This is a genomic window from Flaviflagellibacter deserti (assembly GCF_042652085.1).
GTDB classification, from domain to species: Bacteria; Pseudomonadota; Alphaproteobacteria; order Rhizobiales; family Methylopilaceae; genus Flaviflagellibacter; species Flaviflagellibacter deserti.
Window position 1 is genome coordinate 264,997 of sequence record NZ_JBHSJF010000008.1, and the last position, 25,067, is coordinate 290,063.

21 protein-coding genes are annotated in these 25,067 nt (G+C 64.1%); 8 read left to right on the forward strand and 13 right to left on the reverse strand.

Features of this window, described 5'->3' with window-relative positions:
- Window position 1: 1 nt before the first annotated feature.
- Window positions 2–1,222, reverse strand: coding sequence for an amino acid ABC transporter permease (locus tag ACFPFW_RS16965; RefSeq protein ID WP_114956276.1), 1,221 nt, complete (start codon window positions 1,220–1,222; stop codon window positions 2–4).
- Between the two features lie 62 nt (window positions 1,223–1,284).
- Entirely contained in the window at window positions 1,285–2,310 is a 1,026-nt protein-coding gene (locus tag ACFPFW_RS16970) for an amino acid ABC transporter substrate-binding protein (protein ID WP_114956275.1), read from the reverse strand.
- A gap of 367 nt (window positions 2,311–2,677) precedes the next feature.
- Between ACFPFW_RS16970 and ACFPFW_RS16975 the strand changes: the two genes are divergently transcribed.
- The 3 genes from ACFPFW_RS16975 to ACFPFW_RS16985 all read left to right on the forward strand — a co-directional run bounded on the left by ACFPFW_RS16975 (window position 2,678) and on the right by ACFPFW_RS16985 (window position 5,696).
- A complete protein-coding gene (locus tag ACFPFW_RS16975; protein ID WP_114956274.1) occupies window positions 2,678–3,829 on the forward strand; it encodes a transporter substrate-binding domain-containing protein in 1,152 nt (383 codons plus the stop codon).
- An 8-nt stretch (window positions 3,830–3,837) separates the two neighbouring features.
- A complete protein-coding gene (locus ACFPFW_RS16980; protein ID WP_114956273.1) occupies window positions 3,838–4,446 on the forward strand; it encodes an ANTAR domain-containing response regulator in 609 nt (202 codons plus the stop codon).
- Window positions 4,447–4,658: 212 nt separating this feature from the next.
- The gene (locus ACFPFW_RS16985) at window positions 4,659–5,696 is read left to right on the forward strand and encodes an aliphatic amidase (protein WP_114956272.1); all 1,038 of its coding nucleotides are present in this window, start codon (window positions 4,659–4,661) and stop codon (window positions 5,694–5,696) included.
- 116 nt (window positions 5,697–5,812) lie between these two features.
- On the opposite strand, the gene ACFPFW_RS16990 is transcribed toward ACFPFW_RS16985, so the two are convergent.
- The 8 genes from ACFPFW_RS16990 to ACFPFW_RS17025 form a co-directional block, all read right to left on the reverse strand.
- Window positions 5,813–8,086, reverse strand: a complete 2,274-nt coding sequence (locus ACFPFW_RS16990) for a nitric oxide reductase activation protein NorD (protein WP_114956271.1) — start codon at window positions 8,084–8,086, stop codon at window positions 5,813–5,815.
- Entirely contained in the window at window positions 8,086–8,886 is an 801-nt protein-coding gene (locus ACFPFW_RS16995; protein ID WP_114956270.1) for a CbbQ/NirQ/NorQ/GpvN family protein, read from the reverse strand. The genes ACFPFW_RS16990 and ACFPFW_RS16995 overlap by 1 nt, the downstream gene beginning before the upstream one ends.
- 179 nt (window positions 8,887–9,065) lie before the next feature.
- The gene (locus tag ACFPFW_RS17000; protein ID WP_114956269.1) at window positions 9,066–10,616 is read right to left on the reverse strand and encodes a tripartite tricarboxylate transporter permease; all 1,551 of its coding nucleotides are present in this window, start codon (window positions 10,614–10,616) and stop codon (window positions 9,066–9,068) included.
- A gap of 15 nt (window positions 10,617–10,631) precedes the next feature.
- Window positions 10,632–11,138, reverse strand: a complete 507-nt coding sequence (locus tag ACFPFW_RS17005; protein WP_114956268.1) for a tripartite tricarboxylate transporter TctB family protein — start codon at window positions 11,136–11,138, stop codon at window positions 10,632–10,634.
- Between the two features lie 70 nt (window positions 11,139–11,208).
- A complete protein-coding gene (locus ACFPFW_RS17010) occupies window positions 11,209–12,201 on the reverse strand; it encodes a Bug family tripartite tricarboxylate transporter substrate binding protein (RefSeq protein WP_114956267.1) in 993 nt (330 codons plus the stop codon).
- Between the two features lie 149 nt (window positions 12,202–12,350).
- The gene (locus ACFPFW_RS17015) at window positions 12,351–13,466 is read right to left on the reverse strand and encodes a DSD1 family PLP-dependent enzyme (protein WP_379771663.1); all 1,116 of its coding nucleotides are present in this window, start codon (window positions 13,464–13,466) and stop codon (window positions 12,351–12,353) included.
- A gap of 2 nt (window positions 13,467–13,468) precedes the next feature.
- On the reverse strand, window positions 13,469–14,146 hold the full coding sequence (locus ACFPFW_RS17020) for a GntR family transcriptional regulator (RefSeq protein WP_379771665.1): 678 nt from the start codon (window positions 14,144–14,146) through the stop codon (window positions 13,469–13,471).
- Between the two features lie 22 nt (window positions 14,147–14,168).
- Window positions 14,169–15,377 carry a pyridoxal-phosphate-dependent aminotransferase family protein gene (locus ACFPFW_RS17025; protein WP_114956265.1) on the reverse strand — a complete coding sequence of 403 codons (1,209 nt, stop codon included), beginning with the start codon at window positions 15,375–15,377 and terminating at the stop codon, window positions 14,169–14,171.
- A gap of 112 nt (window positions 15,378–15,489) precedes the next feature.
- Between ACFPFW_RS17025 and ACFPFW_RS17030 the strand changes: the two genes are divergently transcribed.
- Both ACFPFW_RS17030 and ACFPFW_RS17035 read left to right on the forward strand, forming a co-directional pair.
- Window positions 15,490–18,468 (forward strand): FAD-binding and (Fe-S)-binding domain-containing protein, encoded by a 2,979-nt coding sequence (locus ACFPFW_RS17030; RefSeq protein WP_114956264.1) that lies wholly within the window; start codon window positions 15,490–15,492, stop codon window positions 18,466–18,468.
- Between the two features lie 17 nt (window positions 18,469–18,485).
- Window positions 18,486–18,794, forward strand: coding sequence for a hypothetical protein (locus ACFPFW_RS17035; RefSeq protein WP_114956263.1), 309 nt, complete (start codon window positions 18,486–18,488; stop codon window positions 18,792–18,794).
- 176 nt (window positions 18,795–18,970) lie between these two features.
- On the opposite strand, the gene ACFPFW_RS17040 is transcribed toward ACFPFW_RS17035, so the two are convergent.
- Window positions 18,971–19,591 (reverse strand): HAD hydrolase-like protein, encoded by a 621-nt coding sequence (locus ACFPFW_RS17040; protein WP_379771667.1) that lies wholly within the window; start codon window positions 19,589–19,591, stop codon window positions 18,971–18,973.
- Window positions 19,592–19,593: 2 nt separating this feature from the next.
- Complete coding sequence (locus ACFPFW_RS17045) at window positions 19,594–21,135, reverse strand: cation:proton antiporter (protein ID WP_114956262.1); 1,542 nt, start codon at window positions 21,133–21,135, stop codon at window positions 19,594–19,596.
- A 120-nt stretch (window positions 21,136–21,255) separates the two neighbouring features.
- Here ACFPFW_RS17045 and ACFPFW_RS17050 point away from each other — a divergent pair, with 120 nt between their 5' ends.
- Window positions 21,256–22,161 carry a bifunctional helix-turn-helix transcriptional regulator/GNAT family N-acetyltransferase gene (locus ACFPFW_RS17050; protein WP_379771669.1) on the forward strand — a complete coding sequence of 302 codons (906 nt, stop codon included), beginning with the start codon at window positions 21,256–21,258 and terminating at the stop codon, window positions 22,159–22,161.
- 3 nt (window positions 22,162–22,164) lie between these two features.
- On the opposite strand, the gene ACFPFW_RS17055 is transcribed toward ACFPFW_RS17050, so the two are convergent.
- Entirely contained in the window at window positions 22,165–23,157 is a 993-nt protein-coding gene (locus tag ACFPFW_RS17055) for a CorA family divalent cation transporter (protein ID WP_379771671.1), read from the reverse strand.
- A gap of 230 nt (window positions 23,158–23,387) precedes the next feature.
- Between ACFPFW_RS17055 and ACFPFW_RS17060 the strand changes: the two genes are divergently transcribed.
- Together ACFPFW_RS17060 and ACFPFW_RS17065 are read left to right on the forward strand one after the other, a co-directional pair.
- Window positions 23,388–24,032 (forward strand): DUF47 domain-containing protein, encoded by a 645-nt coding sequence (locus ACFPFW_RS17060; RefSeq protein ID WP_114956259.1) that lies wholly within the window; start codon window positions 23,388–23,390, stop codon window positions 24,030–24,032.
- Window positions 24,033–24,035: 3 nt separating this feature from the next.
- Window positions 24,036–25,043, forward strand: coding sequence for an inorganic phosphate transporter (locus tag ACFPFW_RS17065; RefSeq protein WP_114956258.1), 1,008 nt, complete (start codon window positions 24,036–24,038; stop codon window positions 25,041–25,043).
- Window positions 25,044–25,067: the final 24 nt, after the last annotated feature.

A 25,067-nucleotide genomic window follows, 5' to 3' on the forward strand; every position in this document is an offset into this window, starting at 1 on the left:
ATTACCGCTCCACCAAAGCCATGCGGAGATTGAACCAGTTCATCAGCGCTGAGGTCAGCAGGCTCATCGTCAGGTAGACGAGCATGGTGATGGCGATGACCTCAATCGCCTGGCCGGTCTGATTGAGGACAGTTCCGGCGAACACCGCGACGAGATCCGGATAACCTATCGCAACCGCGAGCGAGGAGTTCTTGGTCAGGTTGAGATATTGGTTGGTCAGCGGCGGAATGATCACGCGCATCGCCTGCGGAACGATCACGAGCCTGAGCATCTGTGTGCGGGTCAGGCCGAGTGAACCGGCGGCTTCGGTCTGGCCCTTGCTGACAGCCAGGATGCCGCCGCGGACGATCTCGGCGATAAAGGCGCCGGTATAGACGGAGAGGCCGAGCAGCAGCGCCATGAATTCCGGAGCAACAACCATGCCGCCGCGAAAATTGAAGCCCTGAAGGACGGGCACATCCATCGTGAACGGCCCGCCCATGATCACGAAGGCGAGACATGGCAGGCCGAAGAGAAGGGCGAGAACGACCTTTACCGTCGGGAAGGTTGCACCTGTCAGGACACGCCGCTGCGTCGCCCAGCGGCTTACGAAGATCGCAGCAATGATCGCCAGCACGGCGGCCGCGAAGACTATGCCGGCTCCGGCTTCGGCTACTGGCTTGGGCAGGATGAGGCCGCGATTGTTGAGGAAGATGTCGCCCGGCAGGACGAAACCCGCGCGCGGGCTCGGCAGCAGAGCCAGGACCGCCTTGTACCAGAACAGCAGCTGGAGCAGCGGCGGGATGTTGCGGAAGAACTCGACGTAGATGGTCGCGATCGAGCGCAGGAGGAAGTTCGGCGACAGGCGGGCGATGCCGACCGTGAAGCCGATGATGGTCGCCAGGATGATGCCGATCACCGACACATACGCCGTGTTGAGAAGGCCGACGAAGAAGGCGCGGCCATAGCTCTCATTGGCGCTGAACGGGATCAGCGAGAACAGGATCTCGAAACCAGCCCGGCCAGACAGGAAGTCGAAGCCGGAGGCGATGTTCGCCCGGCGCAGGTTTTCGATGACGTTTCCGGTGATCCACCAGCCGAACGCAATGACGAAAATGGCAAGGACCAGCTGGTAGCCGATCGCGCGGACTTTCGGGTCGTTCAGGGCGGATGGCTGTGTTGGACCGGCCAGTCTGGCGGTCTCCGATGGCGTATGGGTAACGATGCCCGTGTCAGCCGTCATATCGCGATGTCTCTAAAAACTAGGTGAGGCCAGGCGGGAGTCGCCTGGCCTCCTTTGTGCGATCAGCGAATCGGCGGGGAGTATTGCAGGCCGCCCTTGCTCCAGAGCGCGTTGAGGCCACGCTCGATCTTGAGCGGCGAACCGGCGCCGACGTTACGGTCGAAGATTTCGCCGTAATTGCCCATCTGCTTGATGAGCGTATAGGCCCAGGTGTTCGGGACGCCCATCGCCTCGCCGAACTTGCTGTCGTCGGCGGCGAGGATGCGCTTCACGTTCGGATTGGTCGACGACTTCTTGAGCTCGTCGACGTTCTTCGAGGTGATGCCGTACTCCTCGGCCTCGAGCAGCGCGTCATGCGTCCACTTGACGATGTTGAGCCACTGCACGTCGCCGGCACGGACCACCGGGCCGAGCGGCTCCTTCGAGATGATCTCCGGTAGGACGATATGGGCGTCGGGCTGCTGGAAGGTGAGACGATAGGCGTAGAGGCCAGACGCGTCGGTCGTCATCGCGTCGCAGCGACCGGCTTCGTAAGCGGCGTTCACTTCGTCGACCTTCTCGAAGACGACCGGAGTGAACTTGATGTTGTTCCCCGCGAAGTAGTCGGCGAGGTTGAGTTCCGTCGTGGTGCCGGACTGCACGCAGATCGAGGCGCCGTCGAGCTTGAGGGCGGAGTCGACCCCAAGGGCCTTCTTCACGATGAAGCCCTGGCCGTCATAATAGTTCACGCCCGCGAAGGTCAGTCCCATCTGGGTGTCGCGCGACATCGTCCAGGTGGTGTTACGCGAGAGCATGTCGATCTCGCCCGACTGGAGCGCGGTGAAGCGGTCCTTCGCCGAGAGCGGGGTGAACTTCACCTTTGTGGAATCGCCGAATACGACTGCGGCGACTGCCTTGCAGTAGTCGACGTCAAGGCCGGTCCAATTGCCCTTGTCATCCGGAGCGGCGAAGCCTGGAAGCCCGGTGTTCACGCCGCACTGCACGAAACCTTTAGCCTTGACGCTGTCGAGCGTCGCAGCGCTCGCTACGCCGGCCGTCATCGCTGCGCCAGCCAATCCCAGGATTACGGGAAGGAGATGTTTTTTCATTGTTCGCCTCTGCATGGGTACGCATGTCGCCCGAAAGCGCACGAGTCATTGCCGTGCCCCGTTACGTTTCGGGGCGACCCGCGGTGACGATTACAGGCCGGGCCATCGGCGGCGTCAAGAAAGATTGCATTCACTACGCAAATTCGACAGAAACGTCGCCGCGAATGCTCTCGAAAAGCTCATTTGAACATTTCGCAGACAGCGAACCCCCCAAAAATTGTGCAGTATATGTACCGATTTATCCGTGAAACAACTCTGAAACACGGTAAATGCCGAGCGGTCTGCCCGCGACCTCTTTCCGGGTTGATCAGTCGCCTTCGGATGCCCGACAGTTGGTCGATGACCCCGCCGAGCGCCTCATCTTTCCATGACTGACGGAACATCCTGGCGCGTGGGCGTGCTGTTTTCCCAGACCGGCGTCACATCGGGCGTCGAGATCGCGCAATTGCGCTCGACCTTGCTTGCGATCGACGAGATCAACACGGGCGGTGGCGTGCTCGGCCGGCCCGTCGAGGCGGTGGTCTACGATCCGGCGTCGGATCCGAAACAGTTTCGTCAATATGCAACCGAGCTGCTGACGCGGGACGGCGTGCGGCTGATCTTCGGCTGCTACATGTCGAGCACCCGCAAGACGGTGCTGCCCGTCGTCGAGGAGCGCGGCGGACTGCTGTTCTACCCGACTCTCTACGAGGGCTTCGAGTATTCCGCCTCCTGCATCTACACCGGCGCGGCGCCGAACCAGAACTCGCTGCAGCTCGCGAAATATCTGCTTGCGACCTACGGCAATCGCTTCCTGCTCGTCGGCTCCAACTACGTCTATCCTTATTCCTCGAACCGCATCATGAGCGATCTGCTCGTTCAGTCTGGCGGGTCGGTCGTCGACGAGCTCTATGTGCCGCTCGATGCAGACGGCGAGCACTTCGACCGCGCGATCAAGACAATGGCGAGGAATAAGCCGGACGTCGTCTTCTCCACGGTCGTGGGTCGATCCACAGCGCGCTTCTACGAGGCCTATCGCAAGGCCGGCTTCGACTCGGCGGTCATGCCAATCGCGAGCCTCACGACGAGCGAGGCGGAACTCGTCGAAATGAGCGCCGAAATATCGGAGGGGCACATCACCGCCGCCCCGTTCTTCGAGACCCTGAACACCGCGGCGGCCCGCCGCTTCGTTCAGGCTTTCAAGGAAAGATATGGCGACGACGCTCCGGTGCCTGCGGCTGCCGAGGCCGCGTACTTCCAGGTCCATGCGGCGGCCGATGCATTGGGGCGCGCTGGCTCCGACGAACCGCAGGCATTGCTGCCGGAATTGCGCGAAAGGGAGTTCGAGGCCCCGCAGGGACGAGTCCGGATCAGCGGCGAGAACAATCACACCCATCTCTGGCCGCGCGTGGCCAAAGTCGACGCGCAAGGGCGGTTTCAGACGGTTTGGAACCCCGGTGTACGCGTCAGGCCGGATCCGTTCGGCATGATCCAGGCGCTCGACGACTGGTCGGCCGACGGCCTGTCGGTCGCGCAGTAGGCCGCGCGATGGCGATCCAGATACTCAAAGACCTGCGCGGGCTGAAGGTCACCGTCATCCATCCGCACGATGCGGAAGGCGTCGATCTTATCGAACATCTGAAGCGCATCGGCTGCACGGTCGAGGCGCTGTGGCCGATACCCGCCGCATTTCCGGCCGCCGCGGATGTCGTCATCCTGGCGATCGACCACGAGAACCGTGAGACGCTGCAAAAGCTGCTCAAGGAACAGGACGAGCGCGGGCCGACGTTGATTGCGGTCGTCGGCTACGAGGATCCCGCGACGCTGCAAATTGTCATCGAGAGCGGCGCACTTGCCATCGTTCAGCGGCCGATCCGGCCCTTTGGACTGCTGACCAACCTTCTTCTCGCGCGCAGCCTATGGCTCGAGCGCAGCGAGGCGGAACGGAAGATCCGCAAGCTCGAGCGCAAGATCGGCGGGATGCAGAAGACGCAGAAGGCGAAGACCATCTTGATGTCGAGTCAGGGCCTGACCGAGGACGCCGCTTACGAGACGATGCGCCGACAGGCAATGTCCAAGAGAGTATCGGTCGAGGAAATCGCGGTGGCGATCATCAACGCCTACGAACTCTTGAACGGTCCGGTCAAAGGTGCTTAGACTATAGGCATGCCTGCGGATTGAGCATGTCTCCCGCGGCGCCGCCGTGCCACCGATGATGCTGGCCCGGCCCCAGGCGATGAAGCCCGAACGGTTCCGACAGGACCGCGCGGGTTTTTTTATGCCTCCGCCTGCCGACAGGGCTGTCGGCAAATCCCTGAAATCGCGCTCCACGGCTCAGGCCAGCGGAGCTTTGCGTCCGGAGACACTCAATGCTGCATGGCGACATTTCTTCCAGCAACGACACCGTCGGCGTGGCGGTCGTGAACTACAAGATGCCGAGTCTTCACACGAAGGCGGAGGTCATCGCGAATGCCAAGGCCATCGCCAAGATGATGGTCGGCATGAAGCGCGGCCTGCCGGGCATGGACCTCTGCATCTTCCCGGAATATTCGACCCACGGGATCATGTACGATTCCGCCGAGATGTACGCGACGGCCTCGACGATCCCCGGCGAGGAGACCGAGATCTTCGCGGAAGCATGCCGCGAGGCGAAGTGCTGGGGCGTGTTCTCGCTGACCGGTGAGCAGCACGAAGAGCACCCGAATAAGGCGCCCTACAACACGCTGATCCTGATGAACGACAAGGGCGAGATCGTTCAGAAGTACCGCAAGATCATGCCGTGGGTGCCGATCGAGGGCTGGTATCCGGGCAATTGCACCTACGTCTCGGAAGGCCCGAAGGGGCTCAAGGTCAGCCTCATCATCTGCGACGACGGCAATTACCCGGAAATCTGGCGCGACTGCGCGATGAAGGGTGCCGAGCTGATCGTCCGCTGCCAGGGTTACATGTACCCGGCCAAGGAGCAGCAGATCATCATGGCCAAGGCCATGGCGTTCGCGAACAATTCCTACGTAGCGGTATCGAATGCGACCGGCTTCGACGGCGTCTATTCGTATTTCGGCCACTCGGCGATCATCGGCTTCGACGGCCGCACGCTCGGCGAATGCGGCGAGGAGGAGATGGGCGTGCAGTATGCCGCGCTGTCGAAGAGCCTCATCCGCGATGCTCGCCGCAACATGCAGTCGGAAAACCACCTCTTCAAACTGCTCCATCGTGGCTACACCGGGATGATCAATTCCGGCGATGGCGACCGCGGCGAGATGGCCTGCCCGTACGATTTCTACTCGAAGTGGATCAAGGATCCGGAGGGCGCGCGCGAGATGGTGGAATCGTTCACCCGCACGACGGTCGGCACGGATGAATGCGCCATCGAGGGTATTCCGAACCAGTCGACGGTACATCGCTGACACACGCGACCCTCATGCCCGGGCTCGACCCGGGCATCCAGGGGCAAGCAAAGGCGCTGCTGCTGGATTGCCGGGTCAAGCCCGGCAATGAGGGAGTGTGTAGTGGGGGAGCCGGATTACCGCCTCGCCAGCCTGAAATAGAGATCGGAGAGCCGGCGCGGCAGGTCCGCGACCCGGCTCACCGGCATGTGGCGGGCGCGGCCGAATACTGCGTCGCCCGAATCCTCGCCGGCGCCCTGCAGCGTGACGCCGAACACGTCGATTCCCTTCAGTTTCAACCCCTTGATCGCGTGCCGCGCGTCGGCGACGAGGTCGAGCGGGTCGGGAACGTCGATGTCGGATGGCTCGCCATCGGTCAAGACGAGGAGCAGCTTCCGGTGCGTGCGGAGCGGCGCGAGTTCCATGCCGGCATGGCGGATCGCGGCGCCGAGACGCGTCGACAGGCCGGGTGTCAGGCCGGCGAGACGCGCCTTTACCGTCGGATCGTAGTTCTCGCCGAAACCCTTCATCCGCGTGACGCGGACATCATCGCGGCCGGAGGAGGTGAAGGCCTGCATCGCGAACGGGTCGCCGAGGCGGCTCAGCGCGTCGGCGAGAAGACCGAGCGCGAGGCGCTCGACATCGAGCACGGAGACGGTGCTGTTCGGGAGGCGGTCGGCGGTTGAGCGCGACACGTCGATCAGGACCATGACGCCGAGATCGCGCTGCACCTGCTCGGTTCGCCGGAAGACACGGTCGTCGGGAAGAAGGCCGCCGCGCAGCGAGATGCCGGCGTCGATCGCGGCCTCGGCGTCGAGTTCCGGGCCATCGTTCTGACGGCGAAGACGGCTGGGGCGGCCTAGCTTCGACGCGCGGACGAGGCGGGAGATCCGGGAGCGCAGCGCCCCTTCGCGGTCGATCTGGCGGTCGACCAGCGACGGGTCGCCGAGGACAGGCGTGATCTCGCGCACGGAGGTCCAGTCCGGACGCTCGATGGAGGCGATACGATCCCATTCGGGATAGGTCGCGACGATCGGATCGGATTGGGGAGCAACGACAGAGTGGGCTCGTACGGTCGGTTCTGTCTCCGGGTCGGGCTCGTTCCGCTGGTCGCCATCCGTCTGTTCAGCTTCGGTGACGTGCGCGGCGTCGACTTCCATCTCAACGCTTTCTCCCTGCTGGGACTGCCAGTCGCCGAAATCCCAGAGGCCGAGATTGTTGTCGCGATAGATCGGCTCGACGACATAGTCCTTGGCGTTGAATTGGATGCGCATCTGCCCGAGATCGTTGCCGAGTCGGTTGCCGATATCGCGGCTGATCGCGGGATCGTGGATGCGGTCGGCGGCTTCGCGGAAGAGGCGCAACCCCTTCTGGATCCAGCCGTCAGGATCCTCGAAAGTCTCGTCGAACAGCGCGCGGGCGAGGCGAGCCATCAGCGATGGTGCGGTCGCGGCTCCGGCTGAACGTGCGATGTGAAACTGGCCCCACACATGACGCAGCCCCGGCAGTTCGCGCATCGCCAAAGTCTCGACGCGCGCATCTTCGACCAGCGAGACGAGGGCGATCTGGAGTGGCTTGAGCTGACCGATCGGGAAGCGACCCTTACCATATCGACGATGTGCTCCGGCATGGGCCAGCGTGGCGCGATAGAGGAGCGGTGCGGTCTCGCGCGGGACGCCGGCATAGATTTCCGGGACGCGGGTCATCGGGCCCGAGAGGGCGGTGCGGCGGAAGGGCGGATCGCCACCCGTCGGGACCGCGCGGACATCCTGCGGAGGAGTCCAGAGGGCGGTGGCGAATGCGCGGCTGGCGCGCTCGACGTCAGAGAAGGTGATCGCTCCGGAAGACCGGGCGAGAAGCTGCCCAGCTCTCGGATCTTCGAGGGAAAAGAAGGCTGCCTGGCGAGAGGCCTGGCCGCCGCTTGCTCGGAGACCGGCGGCGACGAACTCTCCGAAGCTGGCGATGGCCGTTCCGGCGAGGATGCGCGGCGTGTTCTCGGCCGCGAGGACGACGCTTTTCGGCGCCTGGACCGCAAGAGATAGAAGGGCTTCCAGCCAGGTGATCAAACCCTGGGCACGGGCGGCGATCGGAATTTGGGCAGTGACGGCGATTGCGGCTTTGGAGCCGGATTCGCGGCAGATCTTGGCGAGAAGATAGCCTGCTGCACTCATCTCCGATGTGCCCTGGGATGAGAACGATTGTGCACTCATGCGCCAGTATGTGCCCATCACTTCCGCGCCCGCGTTCACGGCGATGAGCGCCAGCCCGGCTTCGGCCCAGTCGTCGAGCTCGGCAGGAGTCGAACGGGGTGCGAGGACCGCGATGGTCTGGCGAAGGACGGGCGATAGGCCGCGCTGGGCGGCATAGCGCTCCAGCGATTTGAGCGGTTCTTCCTCGGCGCGGGCCAGCATCACGGCAGGCAGGCCGCGACGGCTCCGGTCAGGGCGTCGCGCATTTCGAGGTCGTCGGTGATCGGCAGGACGATGCTCGACTGGGTGGCGGACCTGATGTCCACGCCGGCCGCGACGAGGCGGCCGGCGTGAATCAGCATGCGCGTCGAGGCGCCTTCCTCGAGGCCGTGGCCGCGAAGGTTTCGGGATCGCTCGCCGATGGCGACGAGGAGGCTCGCCGTCTTCTCGTCGACGCCCGCTTCCCTGACGACGATCGCCGCTTCGGTCGCGGCGTCGGGATAGGAGAATTCGATCGCGACGAAACGCTGCTTGGTCGATTCCTTCAGGTCCTTCACGGCGCTCTGGTAGCCGGGATTGTAGGAGATGGTCAGCGCGAAATCGGGATGCGCAGGGACGAGCTCGTTCTTCTTGTCGAGCGGCAGGATGCGGCGGGCATCTGTCAGAGGGTGGATGACGACGGTCGTGTCCTGACGAGCCTCGACGATCTCGTCGAGATAGCAGATCGCGCCTTGGCGGACGGCCATGGTCAGCGGCCCGTCGTGCCAGACGGTGCCTTCCGGAGCGAGAAGGAAGCGGCCGGCGAGATCAGATGCCGTCATATCCTCGTGGCAGGCGACGGTGATCAGCGCGCGGCCGAGCTTCCACGCCATGTGCTCGACGAAGCGGGTCTTTCCGCATCCGGTCGGGCCCTTGAGCATGACCGGCAGACGATCGCTATAGGCTGCCGCAAACAGCTCGATCTCGTTGCCGACCGGCCGGTAATACGGCTCGTCGGCGATGCGGTAAGCATCGAGGTTCATCACCAATTTCCCTGGGCTGAAAACAAAAAAGGACGCCGCGCCCCCATCGAGGGGTGCCGGGCGTCCTTGCCGGGTTCGGTCGTCGGCGACATTGGCGCGACCGGGGAGCTGTCAGGCTCTTTGTTATTCAGCCGCAAGAGGAGCGGCGGCGCAAGCCCATGGCCCGCGCCGCCGTAACATCACGCTTCGGAAGCGGGTGCCGAGACCGGCGGAGCTTCCGGCTCGATTTTCGGCGCGCGGGTGCCACGGACCCAAGCGACGGCCTGGCCGATCAGCGGCATGAACAGGACCAGGAGGGCTATGATCGTGATCGTGCCGACGAGTCCGTTCGAGAAGAACACAGTCATGCTGCCGCGCGCCCCGATCATCGCCTGCCGGAATGCGTCTTCGGCCTTGTCACCGAGGACCAAAGCCAGCGTTAGGGGAGCCAGCGGGTAGCCGAGCTTCTTGAAGACGTAACCAACAACGCCGAACGCCAGCATGAGCCAGATGTCGAAGACGGCATTCTGGACCGCGAAGGCACCGACGGCGCATGAGACCAGGATCATCGGCGCGATGGTCGGGAACGGGACGCGCAGCACCGAGGCGAACAGCGGCACGGTTGCGAGCACGACGATGAGGCCGACGATATTGCCGAGATACATCGAGGCGATCAGGCCCCAGACGAAGTCCTTCTGCTCGACGAACAGGAGCGGGCCCGGCTGGAGACCCCACACCATCAGGCCACCAAGGAGGACGGCCGCGGTGCCCGAGCCCGGAATGCCGAGCGCGAGCATCGGCAGCAGAGCGGACGTGCCGGCGGCGTGGGCGGCGGTCTCGGGCGCGAGCACGCCGTCGATGCGGCCCTGGCCGAAGCTTTCCTTATCCTTCGCGACGCGCTTGGCGATGTTGTAGCCCATGAAGGACGCGGCGATCGCGCCGCCCGGCGTGATGCCGAGCCAGCAGCCGATGGCGGACGAGCGGAGCAGCGTCAGCCAGTATTTCGGCAGCGTCGCCCAGGTGCGGAAGACGACAGTCGGGCTGATCACGGCCTTCTTGCCCCGGAACGCGAAGCTCTCCTCCATCGTCAGCAGGATCTCGCCGACACCGAACAGGCCGATGACCGCGACGAGGAAGTCAAAGCCGCGCAGAAGCTCGACCGAGCCGAAGGTCATGCGGAGCTGGCCGGACACCGTGTCCATGCCGACGGCGGTCAGAAGGAAGCCGATGACCAGCGAGATGACGATCTTGTGCTTGTCCTCACGGCCGAGGCCGACGAAGGAGCAGAAGGTCAGAAGATAGACCGCGAAGAATTCCGGAGGTCCGAACCTGATGGCGAAACCCGCGACGAGCGGCGCCAGGAAGGTGATGAGGACGACGGCGAGAAACGAGCCGACGAACGATGCCGTGAATGCGGCCGTCAGCGCTTCGGCCGCCTGGCCCTTCTGGGCCATCGGATAACCGTCGAACGTGGTCGCGACCGACCACGCCTCACCTGGAATGTTGAACAGGATCGCGGTGATCGCGCCACCGAACAGCGCGCCCCAATAGATGCACGACAACAGCACGATGGCCGAGGTCGGATCCATGCTGAAGGTCAGCGGCAGGAGGATTGCGACGCCGTTCGGACCGCCGAGGCCAGGCAGCACGCCGACGAAGATGCCGAGCACGATGCCGAACAGCATCAATGCCATGTTCTGCCAGGTGAGGAGAACGTCGAAGCCGTGAATGAGCGAGCTGAGTGCTTCCATGACGCTGACTCTTCCTCAGTAAAGCAGTGCGCGTTCGATCGGGCCTTTCGGCAGCAGCACGGTGAACTGCTTTTCGAACACGTAGAACATGAAGACGACGAAGATCACGGGCGTCACGAGAGACGCCAGGATCGAGCTCTTGCCGAGGAAGCGCATGAAGCCGGCGATGAGCAGGAAGCTCGAGACGTAGATGCCGAGCCACTGGATGCCGGCGACGAAGGCGAGCGACGGGATCGCGACCTGCAGCACGCGCTTGAACTGGTCGCGCCCGACGAAGCTCGCATCCGAGCGCGAGATCACGCCCTTCACGATGCCGATCAGGCTGGCGATGCCGAGCAGCACGCAGAGATAGAACGGGAAATAGCCCGCCTCCGGTCCGTCCGGCGCCCAGCCGGCTCCGATCTGCCAATTGGTCCAGCCGAGAATGATCGAGGCCAGGAACAGCAATACGGAGACGACGAGGTCGACGGATCGGTAGGAGACGACCGAGCGATCCTCGGTTTCTTCGTCTTGTATGCTCATTGCAGCCTCACGAACAAAAAGCCGCCCCGGCGATGGGCGCACCGGGGCGGAGTGGGGGGCAAAAAATGGGTTACTTGGCCAGGAAGCCGGCGTCGCCCATCAACTTCTTGTGCAGCGCCTCATCTTCAGTGAGGAACTTGGTCATGTCGTCGCCCGAGATGAACACGGCCTTCAGGGCCTGCGATTCCGCATAGGCCTTGAACTCCGGCGTGTCAGTGATCTTCTTGAACAGGTCCTGGTAGTAGGCGACCTGGTCCGGCGTGACACCCGACGGCAGGAAGATGCCGCGCAGCATGGTGTAGTCGAAGTCGATGCCTTCGCTGCGGCAGGTCGGGATGTCGGCCCAGGACTGATCGGCCGTGACCTTGGTCGTGTAGGTGCTCTTCTCCTTGTCGAAGATGCAGAGCGCACGGACCTGGCCGGCGCGCCAGACGGCGACGTTCTCGGACGGGTTGTTGACGTTCGCCTCGGTGTGCTTGCCGACGAGCTGGGTCGCGGCCTCGCCGCCCGACTTGTATGGAATGTAGGCGAATTTGGTGCCGCCGACCTTCTCGACCGCGGCCGAGATGATGTGGTCTTCGCGCTTGGAGCCCGTGCCGCCCATGCGGAAGCCCTGCTCGCCGGCCGCTTTTGCGGCGGTCATGAAGTCCTTCGCCGTCTTGTAGGGCGCTTCCGAATTCACCCAGAGGACGAATTCGTCCATCGCGATGATTGCGACGGGGGTCATGTCCTTCCAGTTGAACGGCAGATTGGTGGAGAAGGGCAGGGTGTAGATCGACGACTGCGCGATGATGAACTTGTTGGCGTTGCCAGGGCTGGCCTTCATGTCCATGAGGCCTTCGCCGCCCGAGGCGCCGCCCTTGAGGAGGACTGCCGTCGGCTGCTTCATCAGATTGTGTTTCTGAATGACCGACTGGAGCATGCGGGCCATCTGGTCGGTCGCGCCGCCGGCACCGGCCGGAACCACGATTTCGACCGGCTGCGTCGGCTCCCATGCGGCATTGGCGGCGCCGGCAAGGCACATCATGGCGACGCCGGCGAGAGCCGCGGCTTGCTTCGGCATACTAAACCTCCCTTGAACCCTGCTATTGCCGCATGGCTGCTATCGGCAATTTGCATTCATTATTCATTTTTCGTCGAAGGTGACAAGACGCGAACTGAACCTCTTTTGAGCAAAATCAATATGTCGCGACTTGCGACAGACCTATTACGTCAGATCACGCAGCCGCGCGCATCCACAGGCCAGACATGCTCGACGCGGCCGTTGCGGACTGCGACCATCCAGTCGAACTGGTTGACGGTCGGATCGCAGTGGGAGGGGACGAGGAGGAGCCGTTCGCCGAGCTTCGGAGCCTGCCCCTTGGTCGCGATTTCAACGCGGCCCTGTTCGTCGCTGGCCTTCGTAAAAGCGAGGTCCGTCCGCTCGTGGACGCCGGGCATGCCGCTGTCGAGATTGAGCGATTTGACGCCGGCATCGACGTAGACGACCCGCTTTTCGGGGACACGGATGACCGAGGCCAGCACGAACAGGCTCTGCCGGAAAACTTCGCTTGGGCCGTCTTCGTTGCGGCCGTAATCCATGTCCATGAAGACGTAGGAGCCGGGCTGGATCTCGGTGAAGGCCTGCTCCGAGAGATCGTAGTCGAACGAGCCGGTACCGCCCCCGGTGATCGTCTCGCAGGAGAGCCCGAGCGCGAGGATAGCATCGCGCGCCTCCAGCGCGATCTCGGCGGAAGCGAGCGCCGCGTCGGCGCGCTCTTCGGGGTCGCGGATGTGCTGGAACGGGCCGGTATACGCCTGTAGCCCGCGGAACCTGAGCCCCGGTGCCTTGTCGATTGCCTGCGCCAGCGGGCCGACCTGGTTGAGGTTCTGCAGGCCCATGCGGGCGTCGCCGGCGTCGATCTCGATCAGGATCTCGATCTCGGCGCCGTTCCTCGCCGCGGCTTGGGAGAGCATGGCGACATGCGCGGCGTCGGAAGTCAGCGTGGTGACGCGAACGTGCTTCGCGATCCCGCAGAGGCGGTCGAGCTTCGCTTCCCCAAGGATGTGGTTGGAGATGAGGACGTCCTTCACACCGGAGCCCAACAGGGCTTCGGCCTCGGAGACCTTCTGGGCGCAGATGCCGATCGCGCCGGCTGCGAGTTGAAGCTTCGCGATCTCGGCCGATTTGTGCGTCTTGGCGTGTGGGCGGAGCGCCATGCCGCCCGCCTTGGCGCGCGAAGCCATGGCGGCAATGTTCGCTTCCAGCGCATCGAGATCGACGACGAGCGCCGGCGTCTCGACACGGTCCAGCGTGTCGCCGGGAGATGCGGGCCTCGGCGCGGTCAAGACTATTCGGCTGCCTTGTCCGAGGTCTCGAGCGATTCATGGACCATCGCCGCCTTGTGACGGAGATGCACCTTCAACAGGCCTGACAGCTTGGCGCCGTCGCGCTTTTCGAGGGCGTCCATCATCTCGACATGGTCGGCGACGGCCTCGTCCCAGCGCGCTTCCGACTTCTTGGCGGTGAAGCGCACGGCGTGAGTGCGGACCATCAGCGTGTGATAGAGCTGGGTCAGTTCGTTATTGCCGGCGGCGGCGAAGATCGCCTCGTGGATGTCGCGGTTGAGCTTGAGGTATTTGGAGGCTTCCTTGCGCTCGTAATGGCGCAGCATCGCCTCGTGGAGCTTGCGGATCTGGGCGACGGACGCGTCGGTGATGCGGGCGCAGGCGAGTTCGCCTGCGAGCGCCTCAAGCGCTCCCATGATCGGGAACAGCTCGTTGACCTCTTCCGGCGAGATGCGCGCGACGCTCGCGCCCCTGTTCGGCGACAGGATGACGAGACCGCCCGAGGCGAGGACTTTCAGCGCTTCGCGGAGCGGGGTGCGGGACACGCCGAACCGGGCGCAGAGCGCCTGTTCGTTGATCTTGTCGCCGGGGCGGAGCTCGCCTTCGAGCACCATGTCGTGAAGCAGGTCGACGAGTTCGCCGTGAAGACTTCTGCGCGAAATCAGGCCTTGTTCCGACACGGTGCTCTCCTTGAGCGGAGCGCTACTCCGCCGCGATTCTCGCTTCATTACGTGCCTGGCCGACGAGGAAGTCCATCGCCGCCTGCACGCCGCCCTTACGATGTGGAATACCGCTCAATTCCAGGCCCATTTCAACACCCGTGAGCGCGCCGAGGATCGTCAGGTCGTTGGTGTCCCCAAGATGGCCGATGCGGAACACCTTGCCGGTGAGCTTGGTGAGGCCGGTTCCGAGAGACATATCAAAGGCTTCGAGCGTCTTGGCGCGGAAGTCGTCGGCGTTGAAGCCCTCGGGCACCATGACCGCCGTCAGCGACGACGAATAGTGCTCCGGAACCCGGCAGAGGATTTCGAGGCCCCAGGCGCGGACGGCACGGCGGGTCGCCTCGGCATGGCGGTCGTGGCGGGCGAAGACGTTATCGAGCCCTTCCTCGTTGAGCATGTCGATCGCGGCGTCGAGGCCGTAAAGGAGGTTCGTGCCCGGCGTATAGGGGAAGAAGCCCTTGTCGTTGTGCGGGATCATCTCCTCCCACGACCAGAACAGCTTCGGCGTCTTCGCGTTCTTCGACGCGGCGAGCGCTTTGTCGCTGACGGCGTTGAACGAGAGGCCCGGCGGCAGCATCAGGCCCTTCTGCGAGCCCGAGACCGTGACGTCGACGCCCCACTCGTCGTGATGGAAGTCGATCGAGGCAAGCGAGGAGATGGTGTCGACGAGGAAGAGGGCCGGGTGGCCGGCATCGTCGATGGCCTTGCGGACGGCGGCGATCGGCGAGACGCAACCGGTCGAGGTCTCGTTATGGACGACGCAGACCGCCTTGATCTCGTGGTTCTTGTCCTCGCGCAGACGCGCGCCGATGGCCTCCGGCTCGGCACCCGTGCGCCAGTCGGACGCGATGAATTCCGGCTCGAGGCCGAGCTTGATCGCCATGTTCTTCCAGAGCGTGGCAAAATGCCCCGTCTCGAACATCAGCACCTTGTCGCCCGGCGAGAGCACATTGGCGAGCGCGGCTTCCCAGGCGCCGGTACCCGACGCCGGATAGATGAACACGCGGTTCTTGGTCTTGAACACGCCCTTGATGTTCTCGAGAACGCGGCGGCCGAGACGCTGGAATTCCGGACCGCGATGGTCGAGGACCGGCATGTCCATGGCGCGGAGAATCCGGTCCGGAACGGGGGTCGGACCTGGAATCTGAAGGAAGTGTCGGCCCGCGACTCGGGCGGCGTTAGTGCGCATCAATGAACTCCGGGCTGCCGGGGCGACATGCCCCAAATCTGCTTTCCTTGTTGCAGAACTGAATTATGAATGCAAAATCCAGTCAAGGCACCGGGCGGGATTTTGAGGTCGGATGGCGGGTTCAGCGCGTAGTTCTTTCGAGGACAGACTGAGGTCAGAGGTTACTGGCGATGTGTGGTTCGACGCCTTCAATCGCGGCCGTTATGCCACCGACGCCTCTGTCTACCAGCAGATGCCGGCGGCCGTCGTCGTGCCGAAAACGGTCGACGAGGCCGAGCGCGCGATCGCGCTCGCGCGCCAGGAAGGCGTGCCGGTCACCGCTCGGGGCGGCGGTACGTCGCAGTGCGGCCAGACCATCAATACCGGGCTGATCGTCGACTGCTCAAGGCATCTGAACAGAATCCTCGAACTCGATGTCGCCGGCGGACGGGCGTTGGTCGAACCGGGCATCGTGCTCGACGAACTGAACCGGCAGCTCAAGCCGCACGGCGTCTGGTTCCCGGTCGACGTGTCGACGGCATCGCGTTGCACGATCGGCGGGATGACCGGCAACAACAGCTGCGGCGGGCGTTCGCTCCGCTACGGCACGATGCGGGACAATGTGTTTTCGGTCGATGCGGTGCTGGCCAGTGGCGACAAGGCGCATTTCGGACCCGTCTCCGCCGATCTCTCCGATGTCTCAAATGATTCGCCGCTGAAGCCGCTGGCACGCCGGCTGTTCGCCATCGGCGATCGCGAGGCGGACGAGATCGAGGCGCGTTTCCCGAAGGTGCAGCGGCGCGTCGGCGGCTACAATCTCGATGCGCTCGTGCCGCGCGCGACGAACGATCTGAACCTCGCTCACATCCTCGTCGGCTCGGAGGGCACGCTCGGCTTTTCCACCCAGGTCGAGATCAAGCTCTGGCCGCTTCTCGGCAAGAAGGCGATCGGCGCCTGCCATTTCGGCAGCTTCTACGAGGCGATGGATGCCTCGCAGCATCTGGTGAAGCTTGGTCCGATCGCGGTCGAGCTGGTCGATTCCACATTGCTGAAGCTCGCTCGCGAAATCCCGATGTTCCGGCCGACGCTCGACCAGTTCGTACAGGGCGATCCGGACGCGATCCTGCTCGTCGAATTCGCCGAGGAGCCGGACGAGAACGTCCGCCGCATGGCGATGCTGCACGACCTGATGGGCGAGCTCGGCTTCGGCTGGGACAAGAGCGGCGCCAAATGGGGCGGCGTGGTCGACATCCACGAGCCCGGCCTGCAGGCGGCGATCGCCGATGTGCGGACCTCTGGCCTCAACATCATGATGTCGATGAAGGACCAAGGTAAGCCGATCTCCTTCGTCGAGGACTGTGCGGTGCCGTTGGAGCACCTCGCCGACTACACGGCGCGGCTGACGCAGGTGTTTGAGAAGCACGGCACGCGCGGCACCTGGTACGCGCACGCCTCCGTCGGCTGCCTCCATGTCCGGCCGGTGCTGAATCTTCGGCAGGACCTCGATGTCAGGAAGATGCGCGCGATCGCTGAGGAGGCGTTCGCGATGGTGCGCGAATACAAGGGCTCGCATTCCGGCGAGCACGGCGACGGCATCGTCCGCTCGGAATTCCACGAACAGATGTTCGGAACCCGCCTCGTCCGTGCCTTCGAGGAGGTGAAGGACATCTTCGATCCGAAGGGCACCTACAATCCCGGCAAGATCGTCCGCGCGCCGAAATTCGACGACAAGAACCTGTTCCGCTACGGACCGCATTACCAGCCAATCGAGGTCGACGCGAAACTCGACTGGTCGGCCTTCACCGGGAAGGGCCGCGGCCTGCAGGGCGCGGTCGAGATGTGCAACAACAACGGCGCCTGCCGGAAACTGGCCGGCGGCACGATGTGCCCGTCCTACCGCGTCACCCGCGAGGAGAAGGACGTCACCCGCGGCCGCGCCAACACGCTGCGCCTCGCGATCTCAGGCCAGCTCGGTCCGGATGCGCTGACCTCCGACGAGATGATGGAGACGCTGAAGCTCTGCGTTTCCTGCAAGGGCTGTCGCCGCGAATGCCCGACCGGCGTCGACATGGCGCGAATGAAGATCGAAGTGCTGGCGGCGCGGGCGAAGAAGTACGGCCATTCGCTGCGCGACCGGCTGGTCGGCTGGCTGCCGCGCTATGCGCCCTATGCCGCCAAGGTGCCGTGGCTGCTCAATCTGCGCGACAAGCTGCCGGGAGCGGCCAAGCTCGCCGAGGGAGTGACCGGGTTCAGCGCCGCGCGGACTTTGCCGAAATGGCGCGGCGACGTGTTCTCGGACGACGTCCCGGCGTTCGGGCCGAAAGAAGGCTCGCCGGTCGTCCTCTTCGTCGACACCTTCAACCGCTATTTCGAGCGCGAGACGGTCGATGCGGCGATCGAGGTCCTGGTTGCCGGTGGCTATCGCGTCCATATCGCGGTGCCGAACGACGGCGATGACCGCCCCCTCTGCTGCGGCCGCACCTTCCTGTCGGTGGGCCGTGTCGACGAAGCGAAACGCGAGGCCGAACGTGCGCTCGATGCGCTGTCTCCCTATATCGACGCCGAAGTGCCGATGCTGGGCCTTGAGCCGAGCTGTCTGTTCTCCTTCCGCGACGAGGTTCCCGCGATGATCGGCGATCCGCGCGCGGCCAGACTCGCAAAGAGCGCAATGATGATTGAGGAATTCATCGCCAAGGAAGCGGCCGCGGGGCGGCTCGATCTCCCGCTTGCGCCTGTCGGCGGCAAGGCGTTGCTGCATGGTCATTGCCATCAGAAGAGTTTCGCGGCGATGGGAGCGGTCGAGAAGACGCTACGCCTCGTGCCAGGCCTCGAAGTCTCGGTGGTCGAATCGAGCTGCTGCGGCATGGCCGGCGCGTTCGGCTACGGGACGGACACCATCCAAGTGTCTAAGGCGATGGGAGAATTATCGCTCTTGCCTGCGGTGCGCGCAGCGGAACAGGATACGATCATCGTCGCCGACGGCACGTCCTGCCGTCATCAGATCCACGACGGCGCAAGCCGCGAGGCCATGCATGTCATGCGGGTCCTCGCCGCGAGCGTCGCAAAGGCGCAAACTGGTACGTCTAGTCCACTGCGCGAAGCCGCAGAGTAATGAGGGGGAAGCGAACAATGCTGATCGACACGATTGCTGAAGCGATCTGGAGCGAGCACGCCAAGCAGAGCGGGCAAACCGCTTCTCCATGGAACGAGGTCGACGGCGCGACGCACGAGCGCTTCACCGGCTATGCGAGGGCGGCGCTTGAGGCGATCTCGCATCCGACGCCGGAAATGCTGAGCATGGGCAACCGCGCGCTGCAGGCCTGGGACGATTCCGAGCACTATCGCAGTCCCATCACCGGCATCTACCGCGCCATGATCGGCGCCGAATTGCCTGCGGAGCCGGCCAAGGGGCCACGCGACAGTTTCGACGAGCTCTGAGGGGGCTCCTCCCCAGCATGGGGAGGGCGGACTCGCGCAGCGAGCCGGGTGGGGTCTCAGCCCATCCAAGCGTGAGTGCACTTCGAGGATTGTGACCCCACCCCGGTTCGCGCTGGCGCGCGACTCGGCCCTCCCCGTGCCGGGGAGGGAGGGCACCCCATTTCTCGCTTAGCCATCTAGCCGAATAGGGTTTCGATGTCGGAGATGCGGTCGAGCACCGCATCCGGTGCGCAGGCGGCGAGGACGGCCGGCGAGGCGTAACCCCAGTTGACGGCGGCGAAGCGGAGACCGGCCTTCCGGGCCGCCGCGGCATCGCGGGTCTCGTCGCCGATATAGATTGCCTCGCTGGCGGGAATCTCCGTTGCGCGGATCACCTCGCGAAGTTTGCCTGCTTTACCGAACAGGGATGCGCCGCAGCGATAGTGGCTGATGAATCGTGCCGTCTCGCCGAGCGCTCGGCGGATGCTGTCCTCATTGTCGGAACTGACGATCGCAAGCGTAGTGTCACGCCGGTGCAGCACCTCCAGCATGGCGGCCGCGCCGTCGAAGAGGCCGAGCCCGGCATTCAGCTTCATCGCCCGCATGTCGCGCGCAATCGCCGGCACTTTCCAGATCGGCACTTCGAGGTCGCGGAGGATACCTCGCGTGTCGAGGCCGCGCATCCGCTCGATGTCGGCCGCGGTCTCGATCTTGCGGAAGTCGTGGCGTTCGGCGACCTCGTTCAGGACCGAGCAGAACCAGCCGAAACTGTCGACGAGAGTGCCGTCGATGTCGAAAATCGCAAGACGAAAACGCACGCTCAGCCCTCGACGATCTTGAGCCGATCCTGGGCGGAAGCGTCCAGCTCGGCCCAATCGAGCTCCTCTTCGAGACGATAGAACGCCTCGTCGGAAATCTCGCCCTTCTGGCGTATGTCGAGGAGCACTTTGCGCTGGGCGGCGATGGCGCGAAGCCGAAGCTGGTCCTGTTCGGTGACGCCCTGCGGGTCGTCCGGATCCTGGGCGATCTTGCGCTTGGCCTGATATTCGTGGCGGACCGCTTCGGCGGAAGGGCCGGCCTTCCCGTCGAGAGCCCGCAGCGCCGCATCGAGCATGAGGACGCGGCCTCGCGAGACATCGACCGAAGTGTCGTCGCCCGCGAGCCCCAGTTTGCGGATCAGGAAGTCGACCGTCAGGCCCTGGATGACAAGGGTCCCGATGACGACGGTGAAGGCAGTCAGCACGATCAAGTCGCGCCCGGGGAAATTGTCGGGCAGCGCGAAGGCGGTGGCGAGTGTGACGAGGCCGCGCATGCCGCACCAGCCGATGAGCACGCTTTCGCGCTTGGAGGAGACCGCGAAGTCCTGGGCGCCGTCGTCGATCCGGGCGACGAGCCAGCGGATGGTGAGCACCCAGACGAGGCGGACGATAATGATGACGGCCAGAATGAGTAGCGCAAAGCCGACGGCGTTCCAGAATTCCGAATGCGGCAGGCGCTCGAAGATGGTGCGCGCCTGCAGGCCCATCAGCATGAAGGCCAGGACGTTGAGGATGAAGACCGCCGCATCCCAGACCGAATAGGCGAGGATGCGGTCGCGCGTCCGTGCCAGCCGGGGTGCGGTATGGGCTAGCGTCATCGCGTATGCGACGACGGCGAGAATAGCTGACAGGTGCAGCCGTTCGGCGATAAGCCAGACGGCGAAGGTCGTGCTGAATTGAAGGATCGTCGCGCCGAGCGTCCCTGCCGTGAATGGTGCGAGACGCAGGTAGATGCGGGCGACGAGCACGCCGAAGATGACGCCGCCGGGCACCGAGATCAGCAGCGTCGGAACCAGGCTGACCGGGCTTTCCGGCGTCGCGGCGGCAAAGGCGAGGGCGGCATTGAAGATCAGCAGCGCCGAGGCGTCGTTCAGCAGGCTCTCGCCGCGCAGGATCGTGAGGACGCGGTGCGGCAGATCTAGCTTGCCGAAGATCGCGGCGGCCGCTGCCGCATCGGGCGGCGAGACGATGGCGCCGAGCGCGATGGCCGCGGCGATTGGCAGGCCGGCAAGGCTCCAGCCGATGACCGCAACGACGGCCGTGGTCAGCAGCACGGCGATGAAGGCCAGCGAGAACAAGGGACGCCAGTTGCGGACGAGATCGCGCGGCGACTGATCGAAGGCAGCACTGAGGAGTGCGGGCGCGATGAAGAGGGCGAGCGCGAGATGCGGCTCGATCGTGACCTGCGGCGTGCCGGGAACGGCCGCGACCGCCGCGCCCGTGACCGCGAGCATGGTCGCGTAGGGAACGTTCATCCAGCGCGCGACCTGGAGCAGCGCGACGGCGATCAGAAGAAGGATGATGGTGCTCTCGAAGAGAGCCATGCGGCGGGGGTCCAGCGGTCGTTAGAGACGTATAAAGTGGTCCTCACCCGAATTGCGAGCCTCTTCCTATGTTGACTCCGGCAACATAGACCATATCCTCCGCCCGCTTTTCGGAGTGGAATGATGGAAGCGGTCGAGGAAGTCCGGCAATTCAACCGATTCTATACCAAGCTGGTCGGTTTGCTCGACGAGCATCTCGTGGAGAGCGAATACACCCTGGCCGAGGCGCGCGTTCTCTATGAGCTTGCCCGGCAGGATGCTCGGACGGCGGCCGATCTTTCGCGCGAGCTCGGCGTGGACAAGGCGCACCTCAGCCGGCTGCTTGGCCGTTTGCGCGCGGCGGGGTTGGTCGAGACCGAGACGAGCCCGCGGCATGCCAAGCACCAGCTGCTTTCGCTGACCCGTGCCGGAAGGAGCGCATTCGCATCGCTCGAACGGAGAACGGTGTCGCAGATCGAGGCATTGCTCGCGCCGCTCGACGATGCGGGACGCGAGCGGCTGACGGCTTCGATGAGGACAGTGCGCGGTCTGCTCGGCGCGGAGCCGCCGACGAAAGGCGAGGTCGCGCTGCACCCTCCGGAGCCGGGCGATTTCGGCTGGATCATCCATCGCCAGACCCTTCTTTACGCTGGAGAGCAGGGATGGGACGGAAGTTACGAGACGCTGGTCGCCGGGATCATCGGCGGGTTCGACCCTTCGGCGGATCGTGCCTGGATCGCCGAATGCCGAGGCGAGATCGTCGGTTCCATCTTCCTAATGCGCGGCGACGAACCGGGGGTGGCGAAGCTTCGTCTTCTATATGTCGAGCCGTGGGCGCGCGGGCTCGGCGTCGGTTCGCGACTGGTCGCGACCTGCATGGAGGAGGCACGGCAGCTTGGATACCGGACGTTGACGCTCTGGACGGTAAGCCTCTTGACCTCGGCCCGACGGATCTATGAGGCAAAGGGCTTCCGCCTGGTGGCGGAGGAGACACGGTCGCGTTTCGGCACGCTCCTGACCGAGCAGACCTGGACGCTCGATCTATGATGCCTATTTGTCCGGCCCCCTGAAGAAGCCCAGCATGCGAAGGAACATATAGGTCAGCGCCGAGGCCCCGATCGCGACAAAGCACGCGGCCATCGTGCCTTCGATGGAATTCGCGAACGGCAGGCCGCCGGTGTTCATGCCGAAAATGCCGGTGACGAGCGTCGCCGGCAGCAGCAAGGTCGTCATGATCGACAGGACGTAGAGGTTCTGATTGGTGCGCTGGTTGGCGCGGAGATCCAGTTCGTCGCGCAATAGCTGTGTCTGACCCTTCACCTGCATCACGTCGGCTTCGAGCGAGGCGGCGCGCTGGACGAGACGGCCGATGATCGGCTGCAACGGTTCGGGCAGGTCCTCGTCCTCGTCCAGACGGGTGAAGACGCTGTGCAGGCCATGCAGGTGGCGGCCGGCCTGGACGGCGCGGCGGCGCATCAGCGGCAGCGTGCGCGCGGCGGGCTCGCGGTCCTCCTCAAGCAGCGCGTCCTCGATCGCCTGATGCTGCCGGACGAGGTCTCGGATGACGCCGGAGACGATCTCGAATACCGCCGATGCCATGAGATTGAGGGCGGAAGAGGCAGATTTCGGCGCGTCGCCGGCATCGATGCGGGCCTTGATGACGTCGGCGCAGCGGACCGGGTGGGTGCGCGCGGTGATCATCAGGGACGGGGTCAGCGCGAAATGGATCGCGCCGGTGTGGGCGGTCTCGGGATCTTCGAACTCGCGGGTGAAATCGTGGATGACGCAGGCGATGGCACCCTGGTCGGCCCATGCGCGCTGGTCGTCGTCGCGGGAGAGCAGGATGTCGCGAGCGGTGTCAGGCAGCGGCATCGCGGCGATCAGGCGGCGGGCGCGCTCGTCGGCGAGCGAGACATGGAGCCAGCGGAAGCCGCCCGGCGGAATTTCAATCGAGGCGACGCCGCTGATGTGCGAGACCCGCCCATCGACGACGTCGATACCCCAGATCAGGCCAGACCAGATGTCGGTCGTGACTTGGTCCACTTGTGCCCACCCGCACTCCGAAAGATCGAGAACACATAATGGAGAACTGCCGCGCGCGCCATGGACGCCGGCAGGAGGAGAGCGGAAGCGATTCCGCATTCGTGCAGGGTGCCCAAAACGTAAGTACAAAAATCGTTGGAAAATCAACGTCTAGAAACATGTTTATTGCAGTTTTATGACAGCCAACTTATAGCCAGCGCCTCCCTGTTGGCCGATCTGGATTTCCGTACATGCTGGGCTGGTTCCGAAAGCTGATGCCGAAGGAGGATCGCTTCTTCGAGCTGTTCACACAGCATTCGCTGATCCTTGTTTCGGGCGCCGAGGCCCTGCAGGGCATGCTGCTCGGCGGCGAAAAGGTGCCGCACTATTCGCGGATCATCATCGAGCGCGAGGACGAGGCCGACGAGATCACCCGGGAGGTGATGATTGCCGTTCGCCGGAGCTTCATCACTCCATTCGACCGCAGCGATATCCAGAGTCTGATCCAGTCGATGGATGACGCGATCGACCAGATGAAGAAGACCGTGAAGGCGACGCAGCTCTTCGAGGTCACCGAGTTCGACCCGATGATGGCAGCGATGGGCGATACGATCGCCGAAGCAGCCCGGTTGACGGCCAAGGCCGTTCCGTTGCTGAACCATGTCGGCGCCAATGCCGCCCAATTGAACCACCTCGCTGAGCAGGTGACGATCATCGAGGGCCGCGCCGACGATCTGCATGAGGAGGGGCTGAAGGCGCTCTTCCTCGCCCATCGCGACGGCAATGCGATGCCCTACGTCATAGGTTCCGAGATCTACGGCAATCTCGAACGGGTAATGGACCGGTTCGAGGACGTGGCCAACGAGATCAGCGCCATCGTCATCGAGAACGTCTAGCGGATGGGCGATATCATTCTCGCCACGCCGGTGCTTTTCGCGCTGATCGGCGTCGCGCTTCTCTTCGACTTCCTGAACGGCCTGCACGACGCCGCGAACTCGATCGCGACGATCGTCTCCACCCGGGTGCTGCGGCCCCGATACGCGGTGTTCTGGGCGGCGTTCTTCAACTTCATTGCCTTCCTGTTCTTCGGCCTGCATGTCGCGCAGACGCTCGGCACCGGCATCATCGATCCCGGCATCGTCGATCCGGCGGTGATCTTCGCGGCGTTGGTCGGTGCGATCGTCTGGAATGTCGTGACCTGGCTGCTCGGCATTCCCTCGTCGAGCTCGCATGCGCTGATCGGAGGATTGGTCGGCGCGGGCGTGGCGAAAGCGGGTGGTGGGGCCGTCGTCGCCGCCGGGCTCCTGAAGACGAGCTTCGCCATCGTGCTGTCGCCGATGACGGGCTTCGTGCTTGCACTGGCGCTGGTCCTGATCGTTTCCTGGATATTCGTCCGGCAAACCCCATATGCGGTCGACAGTACGTTCCGCGTCCTGCAATTCGTCTCGGCCTCGCTCTATTCGCTGGGGCACGGTGGCAACGACGCCCAGAAGACGATGGGCATCATCGCCGTGCTGCTCTATTCGCAGGGGCAACTCGGCTCGGAGTTCCATGTGCCACTGTGGGTCGTCCTGACTTGCCAGGCGGCGATGGCGCTCGGCACGCTCTGCGGCGGCTGGCGCATCGTTCATACGATGGGATCGAAGATCACCCGGCTGACGCCGATGCAGGGGTTCTGCGCCGAAACCGGCGGCGCGATCACTTTGTTCATGGCTACGGGACTCGGTATTCCCGTATCGACAACCCATACGATTACCGGCGCTATCATCGGTGTGGGCGCCGCCAGGCGAATGACTGCGGTCCGCTGGGGCGTGGCGCGCCATATTGTTGTGGCTTGGGTGCTGACACTACCGGCGGCGGCTGTGATCGCTGCCGGGTCGTATATTATAGTAGACAAATTGAGTTGAACCGCTCTCGGCGATTCGTCTGCG